The sequence below is a fragment of the Streptomyces sp. NPDC054863 genome, assembly GCF_053610825.1.
Map to the genome: position 1 here is coordinate 24,811 of NZ_JBSGZD010000036.1, position 17,618 is coordinate 42,428.

A 17,618-nucleotide genomic window follows, 5' to 3' on the forward strand; every position below is an offset into this window, starting at 1 on the left:
GCAGCGATGACCCAACGCGTCGGATTCTTCCGCGAGTTCACCCCCGACGACCCCAGTGCGGCCCCCTCGATCCACGAAGCCGTGGGCACGCACGCGCTGTACGACGAGGCGGGCATCGTGGCCTACCTGGAGTCCGCCACCGAGATCTTCACCGCGATGGGCGCGGACCGCGACGTCGTGTCCGGCGACGAGTGGGTGCCCTCCGGTTCGCTGAGCACGGACGGGAAGTGGCTCTGGCCCGGTGAGCTCGCCCATTACGTACGGCGGTACCACCTGGCACTCCCCGCGGACTTCCTCGCGGACGTACGGGCAGCGCAGTACGCCCCGCCTGTCCTGCCCCCCGGGCGCGGCGCGGAGATCTACCGGGAGGTCTTCGGCGGCCCCGTGCAGGAGCGGCCGGAGCAGCGGGAGCGGCCGGAGGGCGGCTTCTTCGCCTGGTACCTCACCGCGCTCGCCCCGGAGGGCGCCGCCCGCCTGCTCTCCCGGCTCGCGGCGGCCGGTCTGCAGCACCGCCACCGTCTGACGGACACGGTGTACCTCATGCGTACGGAGAAGGGGGCCGCGGCCGAGGTGCCGGTCGCCGACGGCCGGGACCCGGCCGCCGCGCTGGCGGATCCGGGCGACGGCGAGGTCACCCTCTACCTGCGGTTCGAGGGGGACACCACGGTCGCGCTGCGGGTGCGCCGGCTCGATGCGGCGACGGTCGCGGCCGTCTTCGACCTCGGGGACCTCGCGGACCTCGTCGAACCGGAGCGGGAGCAGGTGGTCGCCGCACTGGTCCAGGTGCTGGACGCGTTCCGCGACGCCTGCCGGGGCTTCGTCCTCGACCGTACGGGCCGCAGCGCGCGCGGCGACTGGGACGGGCTCTACCGGGACGGAACCTGGCCGGCGGCGCCGTTCCCGGACAGCGTCGCGGTCGGCGCGGAGACCGGCGGCCGTCCGGCGGGGTCCGACCCGGCGGCCCCGGCCTCGTACGGCCACCTGACGGTCTTCAACCGGAGCGCACAGAGCTCCTGACACCGACCGCACGGTCCACACGGTGCGGGCGGTGCGCACCGTGCGGACGGCCCAGTGGCGGCGTTCGAATCCTGTGCCATTTTTCTTCCGCGCGGGCGATGATTTTCCGGGACGCCCCCGGTCTACATCTGTGAAAGGCGGCGGCAGACGGGCCGCGCCGGACGAGAGAGACAGGGACACCGACCATGGCGACGTACCAGCAGATGATCTTCCTGAACCTTCCGGTCAAGGACCTGGAGGCCTCGAAGAACTTCTTCGCCAAGCTGGGCTACTCCTTCAACGCCCGGTTCAGTGACGACAGGACGGCCTCGATGCCGATCAGCGAGTCCATCGTCGTGATGCTGCTGACGGAGCCGCGCTTCAAGGAGTTCACGAAGAAGGAGATCGCGGACTCCGCCACCACCACCGAAGCACTCATCGGCCTCAGCGCCGAGAGCCGCGCCAAGGTCGACGAGCTGTGCGACGCGGCCCTGGCGGCGGGCGCCTCCCCGTCCGGCGAGACGCAGGACCACGGCTTCATGTACGGCCGCTCCTTCCAGGACCTGGACGGGCACAACTGGGAGATCATCTGGATGGACCCGGCGGCCGTCGAGGGCTGAGCGGGGCGGGGGCCGGGTGGACCGGGGGCCGAGCGGCAGGGGGTGCTCCGCAGGCGCCGGATCCGGTGACCGTGGTTCGGTTTGCCCCACCCCCGAGTGCCGTGCAGGCACGATCGATCGGAGGGCCTCCGTTCGCGAGTCTTGAGGCATGGACATCGCAGCGCGGCGGCAGCCGCAGCAACAGCAGGCATTCGGTCAGTCGTCTCCCGCGGCCGGGCAGAGCGGTGCCGTCCCCGCCGGGCAGGGCCGCTCCCGCCGCTTCCCGTCCTGGCGGGTGATCCTGCGGGAGCCCTTCCGGGGGGAGACCTGGCGGCGGGTCGCGTATCTGCTGCTCGCGCTGCCGGTCGGACTGGTCTGCATTCCGGTGGCGCTCGTCGGGGGACCGGCCGCGAAGATCCAGCTCGGGCTGGCGCGGCGGCTGCTGGGCGTGGAGATCGAGGGGCGGGAGCGGTCCGGGGTGCTGGGGGCCGTGCACGCGGTGGTCAGCGCGCCGCTCAATCTGGTCGCCCTGGTCGTCGTCCTCTACTTCTGGTTCATCGTGGCGATCAACCTGGGATATCCGCTGCGGCCCGGCAACGACCCGACGCTCTCGTGGGGCGGGCCCACCATGGCCGGGGCGTGGGCGTTCCACGGAGGGGTCGCCGCGGTGACGTTCCTGCCCCTCGCGCCGTGGATCGCCAAGGGGTTCGGCGCGCTGCAGGTGCGGCTGGCAAAGGGGTTCCTGGGGCGGGACCGGAGCGGGCTGGCGTCGGCGGCCGGGCTCGCGGTGGCGGTCATGGCGGTCTGCGGGCTGCTGTCCGTGCCGATCATCCGCCAGATGGGGCTTTAGTAGATCCCATGCGTCGTCGCCTCAGAGGCCGTCATGCCGCGGCCCTTCTCCGAGCCCTCCTCCATGCGCTTCTCGCCTTCCCGCTCGCCCTGGTGGTGGCGCTGCTCGTGCTCGTCGGGCTGTTCGTCGGAGGGCTGCTGTCGGTCACCGCGTTCGGGCCGTGGCTGATCGCGGCGACCCTACGGGGCGCGGTCCGGACCGGGACGGTGCAGACCTCCCTCGCCCGGCGGCTGCTGGGGGTGGAGGTCGAACCTCCGCTGCGGCCCGCGGCGGCCGGGCTCCTGGGCTGGCGGCGGGCAGTGCTCACCGACCGGGCCGCGTGGCGGGCGGTGGCATGGGCCGTCGCCGCCCCCGTGCTCGCGGCGCCGGGGCTGGTGGCCGTGTTCGTCGGGTACGTGTACGGGCTGCTCTTCCTGCTGCATCCGCTGCTCCGGCACATCAACTACCGGACGGAGCGCGGACCCGACGGGGCCGAGTACCGCGTCTCCCTGGAATTCCTCGACGTCCAGATGGACACCTGGCCGAGGTGGCTCGCCGTCGTGGCGGTCGGCGCGCTGCTGCTCGCCGTCGCACCCCGGCTCGTACGGCTGGCCCTCCTCCCGTACGAGAAGACCCTGCGCGCGCTCCTCGGGCCGGGGGCGGCCGATCTGCGGATCCGCACGCTGGAGGAGACCCGTGCGCAGGCCGTCGAGGACGCGGCGGCGACCCTGCGGCGCATCGAACGCGACCTCCACGACGGCACGCAGGCCCGGCTCGTCGGGCTCGGCATGCACCTCACCATGATCCGCGAGCTGGTGGCGGGAGGGGCGGAGCGCGAGCAGGTCCTGACCGTCGTCGAGACCGCGCAGGGCAATGCCCAACAGGCCGTCGCCGACCTGCGGAGCCTGGTCAAGGGCATCCATCCGCCCGTACTGGACCAGGGGCTGGACGTCGCGCTGGCGACCCTGGCGGCGGACAGTCCGATGCGGGTCGCGGTACGGGTGGGGGTCGGCGAGCGGCCGTCCCCGGCGATCGAGGCCATCGCCTACTTCTGCACGGCCGAGCTGCTCGCCAACGCGGCCAAGCACAGCGGGGCGAGCGCGGTGGAGGTCGAAGTGGTGGGCGGGGGAGGGGTGTTGAGCCTGGTCGTACGGGACGACGGGGGCGGGGGAGCGGTCGTCGGGGCCGGGAGCGGGCTGACCGGGCTGCTCGGACGGATCAGGGCGGTGGACGGGACACTGGAGTGCGACAGCCCGGCCGGTGGGCCTACGGTGGTCCGCGTCGTACTGCCGTTCCGCTAGAGCGCCGTACTGCCGTACTGCACTGCCGGTCTGCTCTGCCGTACTGCCGTGTCGCCGCTCCGCCTGCCGCCAGAGGAAGTTCCCAGGACATGCCGTCGCCATCGACCCTGCGGGTCGTCATCGCCGAGGACTCCGTACTGCTGCGGGACGGGCTCGCGCAGCTCCTGGGAATGCGGGGGGTGGAGGTGGTCGCGGCCGTCGGGGACGGCGAGGCGCTGCTCGCCGCGGTGGCCGAGCACCGGCCGGACGCCGCCGTGGTCGACGTGCGGATGCCGCCGACGCAGACGGACGAGGGGCTGCGGGCGGCCGTCGAGATCCGCCGGGCACACCCCGGGACCGGGGTGCTGATCTTCTCGCAGTACGTGGAGACCAAGTACGCGGCGCAGCTGCTGGGCGGCGGGGGCGGCGCGGGCGTCGGCTACCTGCTGAAGGAACGCGTCGTCGACATCGGGGAGTTCGTCGACGCGCTGGGGCGGGTCGCGGCCGGCGGGACGGCGCTCGACCCGGAGGTGGTGTCCCAGCTGTTCGGGGCGAGCCGGCGCGGGTCGGTGCTGGACGGGCTGACGCCGCGCGAGCGGGAAGTGCTCGGGCTGATGGCGCAGGGGCTGACGAACCAGGGGATCGCGGGCCGGTTCGTGGTGTCGGAGCGTGCCGTCGAGAAGCACGTGGCGAACATCTTCGCCAAGCTGGGTCTTTCGATGGAGGAGGGCGGGCACCGGCGGGTGCTGGCCGTGCTCAGGTATCTGGAGGAGGGGCAGGAGTAGGGCCGCTCGTGCGGCCCCACCCCGGCGGGACGGAGTCAGCCGATCTTCAGCTCGCCCATCTCGCTCCAGCCCGTCGCACCCTCGATCGTCGTGCTGACGATCTCCGGGGTGTGGCGCAGCAGCGGGCGCATGGTCTCCAGGGCGGCGCGGAAGTGGTCCGAGGTGACGTGCGCCTCGGCCGCGTCGTCCTGGAAGGCCTCCACCAGCACGTACTCGTTGGCGTCGGCGACACTGCGCGACCAGTCGAACCACAGGTTGCCCGGCTCTGCGCGCGTGGCGGTGGTGAACGCCTCCACGTGCTGCATCCAGGAATCGGCGTACTCGGGCTTAACGGGGAACTTCACGACAATAAAGATCATTGCCCCATTCTAGGGTCGCCTCCGGGGTCGCTCCGAGGGCGCCCTCAATCCTCCTTCAGGGCTCCCTCAAGCCCGCATCAGGGATCGTCTCCACCCGCTCCGACCAGGGCTTTCGAGGGCGCGCTGCGCCTAGCTCGGCAGACGTGACGATCGAGGCCACCGCACCCCCGCACCGTCCGCACCGGCATCGTCGCCGGAGTCGGGGCCGTCTGCCTGATGTGGGGCGTGCAGGCCGTGCCGTCCCTCCGGCTCGACGCATCCGCGCGGAGAACTTCCGCCGGTGAGCGATCCGCCGGTGGGGAGCATGGTGTGTTCGGCTGCGGGTCTGTTGTGGCCGAGCGCGCCCGCGTGGCGGAGCCGCAAAATGACATGGCCCCGCGCCCCTTGCGGTCCCTTCCGTACCAGTTCAGGGAAGCCTCCTCGTGGCACGCCGTCGCAGACCCGTTCCTGTCCGTACCGCCCCCGTCATCGACCGGGCCCGCAGGCAGGTCGCACTGGCCTGTTCGGCGTGAGCGCGCTCGTCGCGAACTTTCTGGCCGCCGCTCTGGAGCCTGCCGCTCCGCCCGCCCCGGACCGGCCGACCGGCACGGTTACCTCAGATCTGGCTCAACTTTCCCCGAAGTAAGTGGCTCAGGGGGCTTTCGCTCCGTACTGTCGCGTGCATGCCCGACATATCGATCACCACGGTCCTGATCCTCTGCCTCGCCGCAGCCGTGGCCGGGTGGGTCGACGCCGTGGTGGGAGGTGGCGGACTGCTGCTCCTGCCCGCCCTGGTGGTGGGGCTCCCGGGCACCATGGCGAGCACCTTCGCGCTCGGCACCAACAAGGCGGTCGCGATCGTCGGCACCGCCGGCGCCGCGGTGACGTACGTGCGCAAGGCCCCGATCGACGTGAAGATCGCCGTACGGATCGGCCTCGCGGCCCTGGCCGGGTCCACGGCGGGCGCCTTCTTCGCCGCCGGGATCAGCAACGAGGTCATGCGGCCCATGATCATGGTGGTGCTCGTCGGCGTCGGCACCTTCGTCATCTTCCGCCCCGACTTCGGCACGGCCCCGGGCATGGGCCCCGCCACGCGGCGGCGGATCATCGCCGCCACAGCCCTCGCGGGCGTCGGCATCGGCTTCTACGACGGCCTGTTCGGGCCCGGCACCGGCACCTTCCTCGTGCTCGCGCTCTCCGCGATCCTGCACTTCGACATGGTGACCGCCTCCGCCACCTCGAAGATCGTCAACGTGTGCACGAACGCGGGCGCGCTCGCGATGTTCGCCTACCAGGGGTACGTGCTCTGGCAGCTCGCCGCGCTGATGGCGGTGTTCAACCTGGCGGGCGGCATGATCGGGGCCCGTACCGCGCTCAAGAAGGGCAGCGGGTTCGTGCGGGTGGTGCTGCTGGTGGTGGTGTTCGCGATGGTGGCGAAGCTGGCGTACGACCAGTGGGTGAAGTAGCCCGGGTGAAGCATCCCGGGTGGAGCATCCCGGGTGGAGCGGCTCTTGCGGCGGGTGTCCGGCTGCCTCAACCGGCCGTCTCAACCGGCCGTCTCGTCCGGCCGTCTCGTCCGGCCGCCGCACCCGGCCGCCTCACTTCACGTGGGCCAGGTGCGCGTACGCGACCACGTTCCCCCGGTAGCCCTTGCCCTCGACGAAGCCGCCGCCGCAGGTGATCACCCGGAGCTCGGGTCGCGCCGCCCGGCCGTAGACCTTCTGCTCGGGGAAGTCCTCCTTGTCGTACACCTCGATCGCGTCGATCGAGAAGACGGCGGTACGGCCGTCCTTGCGCAGCACCTCGATCGTGTGGCCCTTGCGCAGGGCGCCCAGGCGGTAGAAGACCGCAGGGCCGTCCGCGGTATCGACGTGACCTGCGACGACGGCGGTTCCGGGAGCGCCGGGCCGGGTGCCGTCCCGGTACCAGCCGGCGATGTTGGGATTGCCCTGTGGCGGTACTTCCAGACCGCCCGCGGCGTCCAGGCCGAGCTGCATCATCGGCGTGTCCACCCGGATCTGCGGGATGCGCAGCCGCACGGGCTCGGACGGGGGGAGGGGCGCGGGAGCGGCCTGCCCGCCGGTCCGCTCGCCCGTCCGGTCCGCGCGACCGGGGGCGAACGCCTCGGCGGACGTGGGCTGCGGCGGCTCCCCGACGTCCGCCGAGCCGCCCTGGACCAGCCACAGCCCGACGAGGGCGCCGAGCACGACCAGCGCGCAATGGGTGCGGAACCGGGCGGAGTCGGCGGCCACGGCGAAGGACGGCACGGAGGGCACGGAGGGCACGGAGGGCGTCCGGGACATGCGCGGCGTCCGTGGCGTCCGTGGCGCTCGTGAGGTCCGGGGAATCCTGGGCACAGCGCTACTCCGAACTCCGGCTCGTGGGAACGGCCCGCGTCCCCGCCCGGGACTCATGGTGAAGGGCGGGGACACGGGACGGTGGCCGCATGAACTGCTAGCGCTCGCCGCTCGCCCGGCGGCGCAGCAGCCAGGTGCCGCCCACGGCGGACGCGGCCAGCACGGCCACTCCCGCCGCGATCTGGGGGGTGCCGGGGGCGGAGGTGCCGCCGCCGACTCCCGTACGTACGTGCCCGGTGGGACTGGTCGGGCCGACGGGGCTCGGGCTGGCGTGGGATCCCGCGGTCACCCACAGGTCGCCCGCCGCCGACTTCTGACCGTCCGCGCAGGACACGCTGACCGCGTACTCGCCCTTGGCGGTGTGCGCCGGAACCGTGAACTGTCCGACCAGCACCTCCTTGTGGGTGCTCGTCTCCATGGTGAAGTCGGCGACGCCGAGGGAGGTTGCGTGGCCGGTGCCCTGCCCGCCGGGCCCGCACGCGGTGGTGTTCACGGTGACGACGGTGCCGGGCGGCACGGTCGCCGGGTTGAATTCGAGCTTCCCGGCGTGCGACGGGTCTTCCCCGGCGAGCGAGGAGTCCCCCGCGAGCGAGGCGTCCCCGGCAAGAGACGACTCCCCGGCGAGCGAAGACTCTTCGGCGGCGAACGACGGGTTCTCCCCGGCGAGCGAAGAGTCCTCGGCGGCGAACGGCAGGTCCTCGGCGGCGGGCGACGACTCCTCGGCCGTGAGCGACGCGGCCTCCCCGGCGGCGGGCGGGTCCTCCGGGACGACCGGCGGGTCCTGTGCGGCGGACGCGGTCCCGCCCAGGCTCAGCGTGAGCGCGGCGGCGGCGAACGCGACACCGGTCAGCCTGCTCCGACGGGGCCGGGCGGTACTGCTGCGCATGGGGGCCTCCGGGCGTCGTCTCTTCCGTACTCGTAAGGGCTCTGCTTCCGAGATAAGCGGCGCGGCGCGCCACCCGCCTCCCGAGAGGCGGCCCGACGGGCCGGCGAGGGCCGCCCCTTCACCCGTACGCCAGCACGTTCGGGCAGGTCAACGGGGGTGGCGGGGTCTCATTTCAGCCGCCGGACCGAACGGGTGACGCACCGCCCGTCCGCCCGGTCCGAAAAGATCTTCGAAGAGCTTCCCGGCCACGCTTGACCTCAAGTGGACTTGACATATGAACCTTCTCGGCATGGACATCAACAGCACCGCATTCGACGCCTCCGCCCCCGCCAACTCCCCTACGGACAAGCCGATTCGAGTGGCCGTCATCATCGGCAGCAACCGCGAGGGCCGCTACGCCCCCGTCATCTCCGACTGGTTCCTGTCCCGTGCCGAGGACTTCGGCGCCCTGGACGTCGACGTCGTCGACGTGGCCGCCGTGGACCTGCCGACCGCGCTCTCCTTCCAGCCGTCCGACGCCGTGCAGGCCGAGCGCGCCAGGGTGGCGGAGCGGCTGGAGGCCGCCGACGCGTTCGTCGTCATCACCCCCGAGTACAACCACTCCTACCCCGCCGGTCTCAAGAGCCTCATCGACTGGCACAACGCCGAATGGCACGCCAAGCCGGTCGGCTTCGTCTCGTACGGCGGCCTCTCCGGCGGCCTGCGCGCCGTCGAGCACCTGCGGCAGGTCTTCGCCGAGCTGCACGCCGTCACCATCCGCGACACCGTCTCCTTCCACGGGCCGTGGGGCCAGTTCGACGAGGACGGGCAGCACACCAGCCCCGCGGAGCCCGACGCCGCCGCCAAGTCCCTGCTCGACAGCCTCACTTGGTGGGCGCACGCGCTGCGTGACGCCAAGTCGGCCCGCCCCTTCCCCGCATAGCAGCATGAGGACCGGTACCCACCATGAAAGAGATCCTCGGACTGCTCCGCAGCCGGATGCGTCCTTACCGCCGCACCCTCGCCCTCGTCGTGGCCCTCCAGCTCGCCCAGATCGCCGCGACCCTCTACCTGCCCACCCTCAACGCCGACATCATCAACCGGGGCGTACTCACCGGTGACACCGGCTACGTCCTGTCCTCGGGCGGCGTCATGCTCGCCGTCACCCTCCTCCAGGTCCTCGCCTCCGGCGCCGCCGTCTGGTTCGGGGCCAGGATCGCGATGGGGATCGGGCGGGACCTGCGGGGAGCCGTCTTCTCCCGGGTGCAGGACTTCTCCGTGCGGGAAGTGGGCCAGTTCGGGGCGTCGTCCCTGATCACCCGCACCACCAACGACGTCCAGCAGGTGCAGACGCTGACCGTGACGGCGCTGACCATGCTGGTCGCCGCGCCGCTGATGTGCGTCGGCGGCATCGTGATGGCGCTCAGCCAGGACGTGCCGCTCGCGCTGCTCATGCTGGTCTTCGTCCCGCTGCTCGGCGGGTCCTTCGGCCTCATCGTGCGGCGGATGCCGCCCCTCTTCCGCTCCATGCAGGAGCGCATCGACCGCGTCAACCGGATGATGCGCGAACAGATCACCGGCATCCGCGTCGTCCGCGCCTTCGTCCGCGACAAGCACGAGCAGGAGCGGTACGCGGCGGCCAACGCCGAGCTGATGAAGGTCTCGCTGCACACCGGCCGGCTGATGGCGCTGATGATGCCGACCATCCTGCTGGTGTGGGAGCTCGCCACCATCGCGATCATCTGGGTGGGCGGTCACCGCATCGACTCGGGGGCGCTGCAGGTCGGCTCGCTGATCGCGTTCCTCGGCTATCTGATGCAGATCCTGATGGCCGTGATGATGACCGCGTTCCTGATGATGCAGCTGCCGCGCGCCGAGGTCAGCGCCGAGCGCATCCGCGAGGTCCTGGACACCGAACCGAGCGTCGCGGCGCCCACCGCCCCCGTCGTCGAACTCTTCGGACGCGGTCAACTCGCCGTCAGGGAGGCCGACTTCAGCTACCCGGGCGCCGAGGAGCCGGTGCTGCGCGGCGTGTCGCTGACCGCCCGCCCCGGCCGTACGACCGCCGTCATCGGCTCCACCGGCAGCGGCAAGACCACCCTCCTGAACCTGATCCCGCGCCTCTTCGACGCCACCGGGGGACAGGTCCTGATCGGAGGCACCGACGTGCGCGACATCGAGGAGTCGCTGCTGTCCCGCACGGTCGGGCTCGTACCGCAGAAGCCTTACCTCTTCTCCGGGACGGTCGCCTCCAACCTGCGGTACGGAAACCCGGACGCCACCGACGCCGACCTGTGGCACGCACTGGAGGTCGCCCAGGCCCGCGACTTCGTCGACGCACTCGACGAAGGACTCGCCGCACCCGTGGCCCAGGGCGGTACGAACCTCTCCGGCGGGCAGCGCCAACGCCTCGCCATCGCGAGGGCGCTGGTGACCCGCCCCGGCATCTACCTCTTCGACGACTCCTTCTCCGCCCTCGACTACGCCACCGACGCGGCCCTGCGCGCGGCCCTCGCCGAGGAGACCGCCGACGCCACCGTCGTCATCGTCGCCCAGCGCGTCTCCACCATCCGCGGCGCGGACACCATCGTCGTCCTCGACGAGGGCCGGGTCGTCGGCACCGGCACCCACGAATCACTCATGCGGGACAACCAGACCTACCGGGAGATCGTCCTCTCCCAGCTGACCGAGGAGGAAGCCGCATGAGCACCGCGACAGTGTCCAAGGAGGGGGAAGACCCGCAGGCCAAGACCGTGCCGGAGCGCAAGGGCCCGCCCCCGCAGCGCGGCCCCGGCGCCGCCGGCACCCCGCCCCTGGAGCGCTCCCTCGACTTCCGCCGCTCCGGCCTGCGCCTGCTGCGGATGCTCGCCCCCGAGCAGCACCTCATGGCCGCCGTCCTCACCGCCGGAGTGCTCGCCGTCGCGCTCGCCGTCCTCAGCCCGATGATCCTCGGCGCGGCCACCGACCTGGTGGTGACGGGTGCGAAGTCCCCGACGGGCATCGACTTCGAGGCCGTCGCCCGCGTCCTGCTCCTCGCCCTCGTCCTGACCGCGGGCGGCGCCGCGTTCACCTGGGTGCAGGTGCGGATCGCCATGGTCGTCGTGCAGCGCCTCGGCTTCCGGCTCCGCGAGCGCGCCGAGACCAAGCTCGCCCGCCTCCCCCTCTCCTACTTCGACCGCCAGCCGCGCGGCGAGGTCCTCTCCCGCACCACCAACGACATCGACAACATCGTCCAGACCCTCCAGCAGGCCTCCAGCCAGATGGTGCGCTCCCTGCTCACCCTGGTCGGCGTCCTCGTGATGATGTTCTGGATCTCGCCGCTGATGGCCCTGGTCACCCTCGCCACCGTGCCGCTCTCGGTCTACGGGGCGTACCTCATCGGCAGGCGCGCCCAGCCGCAGTTCGTGAAGCAGTGGGCGGTCACCGGGCGCCTCAACGGGCACATCGAGGAGATGTACACCGGGCACGCCCTGGTGAAGGTCTTCGGCCGGGGCCGCGAGGCGGTCGCCACCTTCGAGAAGCACAACGACGAGCTGTACGCGGCGAGTTTCCGGGCCCAGTTCATCTCCGGCTTCATCCAGCCCGCGATGGCCTTCGTCGGCAACCTCAACTACGTCCTCATCGCCGTCGTCGGCGGTCTGCGCGTCGCCTCGGGCACCCTCTCCATCGGCGACATCCAGGCGTTCGTCCAGTACTCGTACGAGTTCCAGGGCCCCCTCACCCAGATCGCCGCCATGGCCAACCTCCTCCAGTCGGGCGTCGCGTCCGCCGAGCGCGTCTTCGACCTCCTCGACGCCGAGGAGGAGTCGCCCGAGCCCGCCCACAGCGGCCGGAGCACCCGCGTCACCGGCCGTGTCACCTTCGAGAACGTCGCCTTCCGCTACACCCCCGACAAGCCCCTCATCGAGGACCTCACCCTCGCCGTCGACCCCGGCCAGACCGTCGCCATCGTCGGCCCGACCGGCGCGGGCAAGACCACCCTGGTCAATCTCCTCATGCGGTTCTACGAGGTCACCGGCGGTCGCATCACCCTCGACGGCACCGACATCGCGTCCCTGCCCCGCGAGGAACTGCGCGCCTCGACCGGCATGGTCCTCCAGGACACCTGGCTCTTCGGCGGCACCATCGCCGACAACATCGCGTACGGGGTGGAGGGCGAGGTCTCCAGGGAACGCGTCGTCGAAGCCGCCATGGCCACCTACGCGGACCGCTTCATCCGCACCCTCCCCGACGGCTACGACACGGTCGTCGACGAGGAGGCGGGCAACCTCAGCGCGGGTGAGAAGCAGCTCATCACCATTGCCCGCGCCTTCCTCACCGAACCCTCGATCCTGGTGCTCGACGAGGCCACCAGCTCCGTCGACACCCGCACCGAGGTCCTCATCCAGCGGGCCATGAACTCCCTTCGCCACGGCCGGACCTCGTTCGTCATCGCACACCGGCTGTCCACGATCCGCGACGCGGACGTGATCCTGGTGATGGAGGCGGGCCGCATCGTCGAGCAGGGCTCGCACGACGAACTCCTCGCCGCGGGAGGGGCGTACGCCCGGCTGTACGCGTCGCAGTTCGCGGCGGCGGCCTGAGGGTTCTTCCGTACGGTACGAGAAGGGGTGGGCAGGCGGCAGCCGGTCTACCCCTCCGCCGTGCGCTCCGCCTCCGGCAGTGTCACGACCACCACCGCGCCCCCGTCGTCCGGGTCGTTGGACAGCTCCACCTCCGCGCCGATCGCCCGCGCCTGGCCGCAGGCGATCGTCAGACCGAGCCCGGCGCCCTGCCCGCGCTCGGCGGTCCCCGTGCGGAACCGCTGCACCCCGTCCACCAGCAGCGCCCGCGGGAAACCGGGACCGTGGTCGCGGACCACGACGCGCGGGCCCTCGACCCGTACCTCCACCGGATCGGCGCCGTGCCGACGGGCGTTGACGACCAGGTTGGTGACGATGCGCTCCAGCCGGCCCACATCGGTCCGCACCCACGTGTCCCCGTCCGGAGCGGGCCCGGTGAACGTGCAGTCCAGCCGCCCCATGAGGCCCGCCACCAGCTTCCCCAGCGGATGGGCGGCGAGATCGGGCTCCTCCGTACGGGAGTCCAGCCGGGCCACCTCCAGGAGGTCCTCGGTGAGGGTGCGCAGCACGGCCACCCGGTCCCTCACGAGCTCGGTCGGCCGGGACGGCGGCAGCAGTTCGGCGGCGGTCTGCAGCCCGGTCAGCGGGGTGCGCAGCTCGTGCGCCACATCGGCGGTGAACCGCTGCTCGGCCTCGATGCGGCGCTGGAGGGAGGCGGCCATCGAGTTCACGGCGGCGGCCAGCTGGGCCACCTCGTCCCTGGTGGCCCCGGGGTCGCGGTCGCCGCCCGCGATACGGGCGTCCAGGTCGCCGTCGCTGATCCGGCGGGCCGTCGAAGCGGCGCTGCGCAGCGAACGGCTCAGCCGGGAAGCCAGCCCCGCCCCGCCGAGCGCGGTCAGCGCGACGACGACCGCGCCCCACACCACCAGGCTCCGGTCCAGTTCGCGGATCTCGGCGCGCTGGGCGCCCAGCGGCAGCCTGACCGACAGCACCTGGTCGCCGATCGGGCGGGCCGCCCACACGGCAGGGGCGGGCCCGGACAGATCGAGGTAGGTGTTGCGGCTCCCGGCGCGGGCGTCGGCGGCCAGGGCGGCCGGCAGCTCGGGGGAGTCCAGGGCGGAGCCGGTGTCGGCGGCATCGACGTGCCCGGTCAGCTCGTACAGCTGCCGTACGCGGTACAGCTCGGCGATCGCGGACCCGCGGGCGGTCTCGGCGACCTGCGCGCTGCGCGCGTGGTGGATCACCATCCCGATGGCCAGCGCCACGAGGGCGGCGCCGACGGCGGGCAGCGCGGCGATCTTCCAGCGCAGGCTGAGCCCGGCGACGAACCCGCGCACCCGGCGGACGGCACGGCGGATCACGGGGCTCCTGCCGGTGCGGAAGGCGGCGCGGACGCCGGTGCGGACGGGGGAGCGGACGGGGAAACGGACTGCGGGACGCCCCTCCCGGGGGCGCCGGAGTCCTCGTCCTGGTCCGGATCCTGGCCTGCCGGATCCTGGACCCCGCCCGTGCCCTGCTCCTGCACCGTGTCCTCCGTGGTCTCCGTGTTCTCCGCCTTCTCCGTACGGAAGCTGCGCACCTCGCTGACGGTGATCATCCGGTTGCCGTCCCAGCGGTAGCGGATCGCCTGCTCGCCGCCGTCGGTCGCGGAGCCGCGTACGACGAGATCGACGCCGATCGCCTCGACGACCGGGCGCACCCCACTGGTGTAGAGAATCGGCACGACCTTCCCCCCGCGCACCGTGTACACCGCCAGCACCACCCGCCCGCTCTCCAGATCCACCGCGGAGATCAGCTCGGGCTTCCGGTCGCCGGTCAGGTCGTGCAGCACGGCGGGCCGGATCCCGGGGGTGCCGGGCTTGTCGACGGTCCCGCGCCGGGTCAGCCGCCCCATGCGGGGATCGGCGCGCAGGACGTCCAGCTGGTCCATGGCGGCGAGCCCGCCCGCGGGGACGGCGAGCGGGCCGGGCAGCGGGTCGGGGGCCGGCTGGAGCTCGGGGTCGGTGACCGCGTCCGACAGCGAGGGCGAGGCGGGGGTCCAGGCGGGCCACAGGGTTTCGGGCTGCGGCTGGGAACTGGCGGACGGGGCGGGCTCCCCCTTGCCGAGACCGGCGGGTGCACCGCACCCGGTCAGCAGAACGCCGCAGGCGAGCGCGGTGAGGGCCACCGCGGTGACCCGGGCCGGGGGCCGGGCGGGGGCCGGGGCGGCGGGGAGCGGTCCGCTCGTTCTGCGCATGCTGCTCGTTCTGCTGGTACGGACACAGGGGGCTCCCCGAGCCTATGTACCGAGCATCACGGCAACCCGGACATTTTGTAACAACCATGCGTAGGGTCCGGCGCGACGCGTGGTTTTCGCTGCGGGGCCGTGAGCCCGTGGAGGCGGATCCGCCAGGGCGGGGCGGACACGCGATACACCCGAACGGGTGGTGCGGGTTTGGAAGTTGGGCGTGGCCAGTAGCAATGTGCGGTCCATGCACAGCTCCCACCTCAAGACCCTGTTCACGGCGGCGGCCCTGGCGGCGACGTTCTTCGCTCCCACCGGTGAGTCCCACGCGGCCGAGTCCCAGCCGGCGGTGGCCGTCGCACCCGACTACGACCAGTGGGTCGGCAGAACCCTCGTACGGAACGGCTCGCCCGACCCCTCCGACGTGCCCGCCGACCGGCTCGTCCACGAGCGGGACATTCCGAAGCCGTACCGGATCATCCCGCCGGGCGCCATGATCACCCAGGACTACGCCCCGGACCGCCTGAACCTCCATGTGGACGACCGGAACACGATCACCCGTATCAACTTCGGCTGACCGGCCGACCGGCTGACCGGCCGACCGCCTGACCGGGCCGACTGCCTGACCGCCTGACCGGCCGACCGCCTGACCGCCCGACTCCCGGTCGGCCGCGTCCGGCTGACTCCCGGTCAGCCGCCTCCGGCCGTCCTCGGCCGCTGTCGGTCGTCCTTGCGGCCGGGCGCCAGTCCGGCGGTCCAGCCGCCGTCCACCGCGAGCTCGGCCCCCGTCACGTACGCGGCGGCGTCGGACAGCAGGAAGGCCACGGCGGCGGCGATCTCCTGGGGCACCCCCACCCGCCCCAGGGGAGCGCCGGGGAACCTGCCCTCGCCGACCTCGATGCCCACGTGCGCGGTCATGTCGGTGTACGTCATCCCCGGGTGCACGGAGTTGACCCGGATCCGGGACCCGCCCAGCTCCGCGGCCCCGGTCTTCGACAGCCCGCGCACGCCCCACTTGGACGCCCCGTAACCGGCGGTCCGCACCATGCCGGTGAGCCCGGCGGCCGACGAGATGTTGACGATCGAACCGCCGCCGCCCTCGCGCAACACCGGCACCAGGGTCTTCATCCCGATGAACACCCCCACGAGGTTCACCTCGACGATCCTCCGGAACCGCTGCACATCGGCGTCCTCCAACAGCTCGCCGCTCGATATCCCGGCGTTGTTGACCAGTCCGTCCACCCGCCCGAACTCCCGGAGCGCGAAGGCGACGGCGGCCTGCCAGCTGCTCTCGCTCGTCACGTCGTGCGCCACGAAGCGGGCCGCGCCCTCACCCAACTCCTCGGCCAGCGCCGCCCCTTCCGCCGCCAGGGCGTCGGTGACGACGACCCGCCCGCCCCCGTCCACGACGGCACGCGCCGTGGCGGCGCCCAGCCCCCGGGCGCCCCCGGTGACGAGTACGACCTTCCCGTCCAGCGCCAACGCCCCGCCCGCACCGGCCACTTGAGCCCACCCGCCTTTTAGTCATATGCCGAACAGGCATACCTCATCCGGTCGGCGGCCAGTGTGTCAGCGGGCAGGCCCTCCTGCCAACGCCTCGGTCACTCCCTTCTCCCGCTCACCGAGAAAGTGCGGATCGGGCCGGAAGGCGGCGTCCAGCGCGGCCTTCCCCGCGGCGAACACCTCGCGGGCGCCGCCGTAGTACCAGGTCGCGTCGTGCACGTCGTCGACCCCGACGCCGAAGCCCTCGACCCCCGCCGCGTCGCACAGCGCGACGGCCCGCCGTATGTGGAAGGCCTGGCTGATCAGCACGGCCCGGTCGACGCCGAAGATCTTCTTGGCGCGTACGCACGAGTCCCAGGTGTCGAACCCGGCGTAGTCGCTCACGACGTGCTGGTCCGGCACCCCGTGCCGCACCAGATAGCTCCGCATGGCGTCCGGTTCGTCGTACTCCTCGCGTCCGTTGTCCCCGGTGACGAGCACGACCCTGACCCTGCCCGCCCGGTACAGCTCGGCCGCCGCGTCCAGCCTGCGCGCCAGATACGGCGTGGGCTCGCCCTTCCACAGCCCGGCCCCGAAGACGATCGCCACGTCCCGGTCCGGCGCCTCCCCGGTGTCCCCGACCCGCCCGCCGGTGGCCGCGTACGTCCACGTCGACGGCAGCAGTGCGAGCACGCACCCGGCCATGACGGCCTGCACCAGCCGCCGCTTCGCCCGCCGACTCCTCGGCAGCCGAATCTCCGGCCGCCGGGGCCACTTGACGCTCGGTAGCCCGAACCGCATGACATTCCCCCTGGTGGTGCCCGTCGGATCCTCGTCCCTCGTCCGTCGGACGCTCGGGCGCCACGGAAAGTTCCCGGGGCCGTGCGGCGGACGGCCGCCGGGCCGGAGGGCGGAATTCTCTGGAATGCGGTGTGCATGGCAGGGAATTGCCGGGGCACACGACTGCCTGGAGGTTGATAACTATGGTTCCCCTGCTACTCGTACTCCTGCTGATCCTGATCCTTTTCGGTGCGGGATTCGCAGTCAAGATTCTGTGGTGGATCGCCATCGCGGTGCTGGTTCTCTGGCTTCTCGGATTCGTTGCCCGTTCCGGAGGCAGTGGTGGCCGCCGGGGCCGCTGGTACCGCTGGTAGGCGGGGTGTGACGCTGGAGCCGTAGGGCGGCGGTGCATGCGGGTGGCCCGGAAGATTTCCTTCCGGGCCACCCGTTCGCCGGGGTGCGGCGAATTCCGGCCGAAGTGGAACCGCCCGGGAAACCCGGTGAGAAACCCCGTGTAGGAA

The 17,618-nt window shown here is 72.2% G+C and carries 18 protein-coding genes; 11 read left to right on the forward strand and 7 right to left on the reverse strand.

What is annotated here, in order from left to right; genetic code table 11:
* Window positions 1-6: 6 nt before the first annotated feature.
* The 5 genes from ACWGIG_RS10155 (at window position 7) to ACWGIG_RS10175 (ending at window position 4,489) form a co-directional block, all read left to right on the forward strand.
* Window positions 7-1,017: a hypothetical protein gene (locus ACWGIG_RS10155; protein WP_453321077.1), complete on the forward strand. Its 1,011-nt coding sequence runs from the start codon at window positions 7-9 to the stop codon at window positions 1,015-1,017.
* Window positions 1,018-1,202: 185 nt separating this feature from the next.
* Window positions 1,203-1,616: a VOC family protein gene (locus ACWGIG_RS10160; RefSeq protein ID WP_453321078.1), complete on the forward strand. Its 414-nt coding sequence runs from the start codon at window positions 1,203-1,205 to the stop codon at window positions 1,614-1,616.
* A gap of 148 nt (window positions 1,617-1,764) precedes the next feature.
* Complete coding sequence (locus ACWGIG_RS10165) at window positions 1,765-2,445, forward strand: hypothetical protein (protein WP_453321079.1); 681 nt, start codon at window positions 1,765-1,767, stop codon at window positions 2,443-2,445.
* A gap of 8 nt (window positions 2,446-2,453) precedes the next feature.
* Window positions 2,454-3,725: a sensor domain-containing protein gene (locus ACWGIG_RS10170; protein ID WP_453321080.1), complete on the forward strand. Its 1,272-nt coding sequence runs from the start codon at window positions 2,454-2,456 to the stop codon at window positions 3,723-3,725.
* Between the two features lie 89 nt (window positions 3,726-3,814).
* Window positions 3,815-4,489, forward strand: a complete 675-nt coding sequence (locus ACWGIG_RS10175; protein ID WP_453321081.1) for a response regulator transcription factor — start codon at window positions 3,815-3,817, stop codon at window positions 4,487-4,489.
* 35 nt (window positions 4,490-4,524) lie between these two features.
* On the opposite strand, the gene ACWGIG_RS10180 is transcribed toward ACWGIG_RS10175, so the two are convergent.
* Complete coding sequence (locus ACWGIG_RS10180; RefSeq protein WP_453321082.1) at window positions 4,525-4,848, reverse strand: putative quinol monooxygenase; 324 nt, start codon at window positions 4,846-4,848, stop codon at window positions 4,525-4,527.
* A gap of 662 nt (window positions 4,849-5,510) precedes the next feature.
* Between ACWGIG_RS10180 and ACWGIG_RS10185 the strand changes: the two genes are divergently transcribed.
* Complete coding sequence (locus ACWGIG_RS10185) at window positions 5,511-6,293, forward strand: sulfite exporter TauE/SafE family protein (RefSeq protein WP_453321083.1); 783 nt, start codon at window positions 5,511-5,513, stop codon at window positions 6,291-6,293.
* A gap of 132 nt (window positions 6,294-6,425) precedes the next feature.
* Here the strand turns inward: ACWGIG_RS10185 and ACWGIG_RS10190 are convergent, their stop codons facing one another.
* Window positions 6,426-7,130 carry a class F sortase gene (locus ACWGIG_RS10190; protein WP_453321084.1) on the reverse strand — a complete coding sequence of 235 codons (705 nt, stop codon included), beginning with the start codon at window positions 7,128-7,130 and terminating at the stop codon, window positions 6,426-6,428.
* Between the two features lie 151 nt (window positions 7,131-7,281).
* On the reverse strand, window positions 7,282-8,070 hold the full coding sequence (locus ACWGIG_RS10195) for a hypothetical protein (protein WP_453321085.1): 789 nt from the start codon (window positions 8,068-8,070) through the stop codon (window positions 7,282-7,284).
* Window positions 8,071-8,359: 289 nt separating this feature from the next.
* On the opposite strand from ACWGIG_RS10195, the gene ACWGIG_RS10200 reads away from it, so the two are divergent.
* The 3 genes from ACWGIG_RS10200 to ACWGIG_RS10210 are packed head-to-tail and all read left to right on the forward strand — an operon-like array spanning window position 8,360 to window position 12,632.
* On the forward strand, window positions 8,360-8,992 hold the full coding sequence (locus ACWGIG_RS10200; RefSeq protein WP_453321086.1) for an NADPH-dependent FMN reductase: 633 nt from the start codon (window positions 8,360-8,362) through the stop codon (window positions 8,990-8,992).
* A gap of 23 nt (window positions 8,993-9,015) precedes the next feature.
* A complete protein-coding gene (locus ACWGIG_RS10205; protein ID WP_453321087.1) occupies window positions 9,016-10,755 on the forward strand; it encodes an ABC transporter ATP-binding protein in 1,740 nt (579 codons plus the stop codon).
* Window positions 10,752-12,632, forward strand: a complete 1,881-nt coding sequence (locus tag ACWGIG_RS10210; RefSeq protein ID WP_453321088.1) for an ABC transporter ATP-binding protein — start codon at window positions 10,752-10,754, stop codon at window positions 12,630-12,632. The genes ACWGIG_RS10205 and ACWGIG_RS10210 overlap by 4 nt, the downstream gene beginning before the upstream one ends.
* A 47-nt stretch (window positions 12,633-12,679) precedes the next feature.
* Here ACWGIG_RS10210 and ACWGIG_RS10215 read toward each other — a convergent pair whose 3' ends face one another.
* Both ACWGIG_RS10215 and ACWGIG_RS10220 read right to left on the reverse strand, forming a co-directional pair.
* On the reverse strand, window positions 12,680-13,972 hold the full coding sequence (locus ACWGIG_RS10215) for an ATP-binding protein (RefSeq protein WP_453321089.1): 1,293 nt from the start codon (window positions 13,970-13,972) through the stop codon (window positions 12,680-12,682).
* Window positions 13,969-14,847 carry a hypothetical protein gene (locus tag ACWGIG_RS10220; RefSeq protein ID WP_453321090.1) on the reverse strand — a complete coding sequence of 293 codons (879 nt, stop codon included), beginning with the start codon at window positions 14,845-14,847 and terminating at the stop codon, window positions 13,969-13,971. The genes ACWGIG_RS10215 and ACWGIG_RS10220 overlap by 4 nt, the downstream gene beginning before the upstream one ends.
* Window positions 14,848-15,082: 235 nt before the next feature.
* Here ACWGIG_RS10220 and ACWGIG_RS10225 point away from each other — a divergent pair, with 235 nt between their 5' ends.
* Window positions 15,083-15,412: an I78 family peptidase inhibitor gene (locus ACWGIG_RS10225; protein WP_453321091.1), complete on the forward strand. Its 330-nt coding sequence runs from the start codon at window positions 15,083-15,085 to the stop codon at window positions 15,410-15,412.
* Window positions 15,413-15,525: 113 nt separating this feature from the next.
* Here ACWGIG_RS10225 and ACWGIG_RS10230 read toward each other — a convergent pair whose 3' ends face one another.
* On the reverse strand, window positions 15,526-16,338 hold the full coding sequence (locus tag ACWGIG_RS10230) for a glucose 1-dehydrogenase (protein WP_453321092.1): 813 nt from the start codon (window positions 16,336-16,338) through the stop codon (window positions 15,526-15,528).
* Window positions 16,339-16,404: 66 nt separating this feature from the next.
* Window positions 16,405-17,118, reverse strand: coding sequence for a SanA/YdcF family protein (locus tag ACWGIG_RS10235; protein WP_453321093.1), 714 nt, complete (start codon window positions 17,116-17,118; stop codon window positions 16,405-16,407).
* A 182-nt stretch (window positions 17,119-17,300) separates the two neighbouring features.
* Between ACWGIG_RS10235 and ACWGIG_RS10240 the strand changes: the two genes are divergently transcribed.
* Window positions 17,301-17,471 carry a hydrophobic protein gene (locus ACWGIG_RS10240; protein WP_399437965.1) on the forward strand — a complete coding sequence of 57 codons (171 nt, stop codon included), beginning with the start codon at window positions 17,301-17,303 and terminating at the stop codon, window positions 17,469-17,471.
* Window positions 17,472-17,618: the final 147 nt, after the last annotated feature.

What these genes read in the sequence shown, in the direction of transcription:
- ACWGIG_RS10155 (WP_453321077.1), top strand. Translation starts at nt 7, where the DNA reads ATGACCCAACGCGTCGGATTCTTCCGCGAGTTCACCCCCGACGACCCC.
- ACWGIG_RS10180 (WP_453321082.1), bottom strand. Translation starts at nt 4,848, where the DNA reads ATGATCTTTATTGTCGTGAAGTTCCCCGTTAAGCCCGAGTACGCCGAT.
- ACWGIG_RS10220 (WP_453321090.1), bottom strand. Translation starts at nt 14,847, where the DNA reads ATGCGCAGAACGAGCGGACCGCTCCCCGCCGCCCCGGCCCCCGCCCGG.
- ACWGIG_RS10165 (WP_453321079.1), top strand. Translation starts at nt 1,765, where the DNA reads ATGGACATCGCAGCGCGGCGGCAGCCGCAGCAACAGCAGGCATTCGGT.
- ACWGIG_RS10195 (WP_453321085.1), bottom strand. Translation starts at nt 8,070, where the DNA reads ATGCGCAGCAGTACCGCCCGGCCCCGTCGGAGCAGGCTGACCGGTGTC.
- ACWGIG_RS10205 (WP_453321087.1), top strand. Translation starts at nt 9,016, where the DNA reads ATGAAAGAGATCCTCGGACTGCTCCGCAGCCGGATGCGTCCTTACCGC.
- ACWGIG_RS10170 (WP_453321080.1), top strand. Translation starts at nt 2,454, where the DNA reads ATGCGTCGTCGCCTCAGAGGCCGTCATGCCGCGGCCCTTCTCCGAGCC.
- ACWGIG_RS10160 (WP_453321078.1), top strand. Translation starts at nt 1,203, where the DNA reads ATGGCGACGTACCAGCAGATGATCTTCCTGAACCTTCCGGTCAAGGAC.
- ACWGIG_RS10190 (WP_453321084.1), bottom strand. Translation starts at nt 7,130, where the DNA reads ATGTCCCGGACGCCCTCCGTGCCCTCCGTGCCCTCCGTGCCGTCCTTC.
- ACWGIG_RS10185 (WP_453321083.1), top strand. Translation starts at nt 5,511, where the DNA reads ATGCCCGACATATCGATCACCACGGTCCTGATCCTCTGCCTCGCCGCA.
- ACWGIG_RS10240 (WP_399437965.1), top strand. Translation starts at nt 17,301, where the DNA reads ATGGTTCCCCTGCTACTCGTACTCCTGCTGATCCTGATCCTTTTCGGT.
- ACWGIG_RS10175 (WP_453321081.1), top strand. Translation starts at nt 3,815, where the DNA reads ATGCCGTCGCCATCGACCCTGCGGGTCGTCATCGCCGAGGACTCCGTA.
- ACWGIG_RS10210 (WP_453321088.1), top strand. Translation starts at nt 10,752, where the DNA reads ATGAGCACCGCGACAGTGTCCAAGGAGGGGGAAGACCCGCAGGCCAAG.
- ACWGIG_RS10200 (WP_453321086.1), top strand. Translation starts at nt 8,360, where the DNA reads ATGGACATCAACAGCACCGCATTCGACGCCTCCGCCCCCGCCAACTCC.
- ACWGIG_RS10235 (WP_453321093.1), bottom strand. Translation starts at nt 17,118, where the DNA reads ATGCGGTTCGGGCTACCGAGCGTCAAGTGGCCCCGGCGGCCGGAGATT.
- ACWGIG_RS10225 (WP_453321091.1), top strand. Translation starts at nt 15,083, where the DNA reads ATGCACAGCTCCCACCTCAAGACCCTGTTCACGGCGGCGGCCCTGGCG.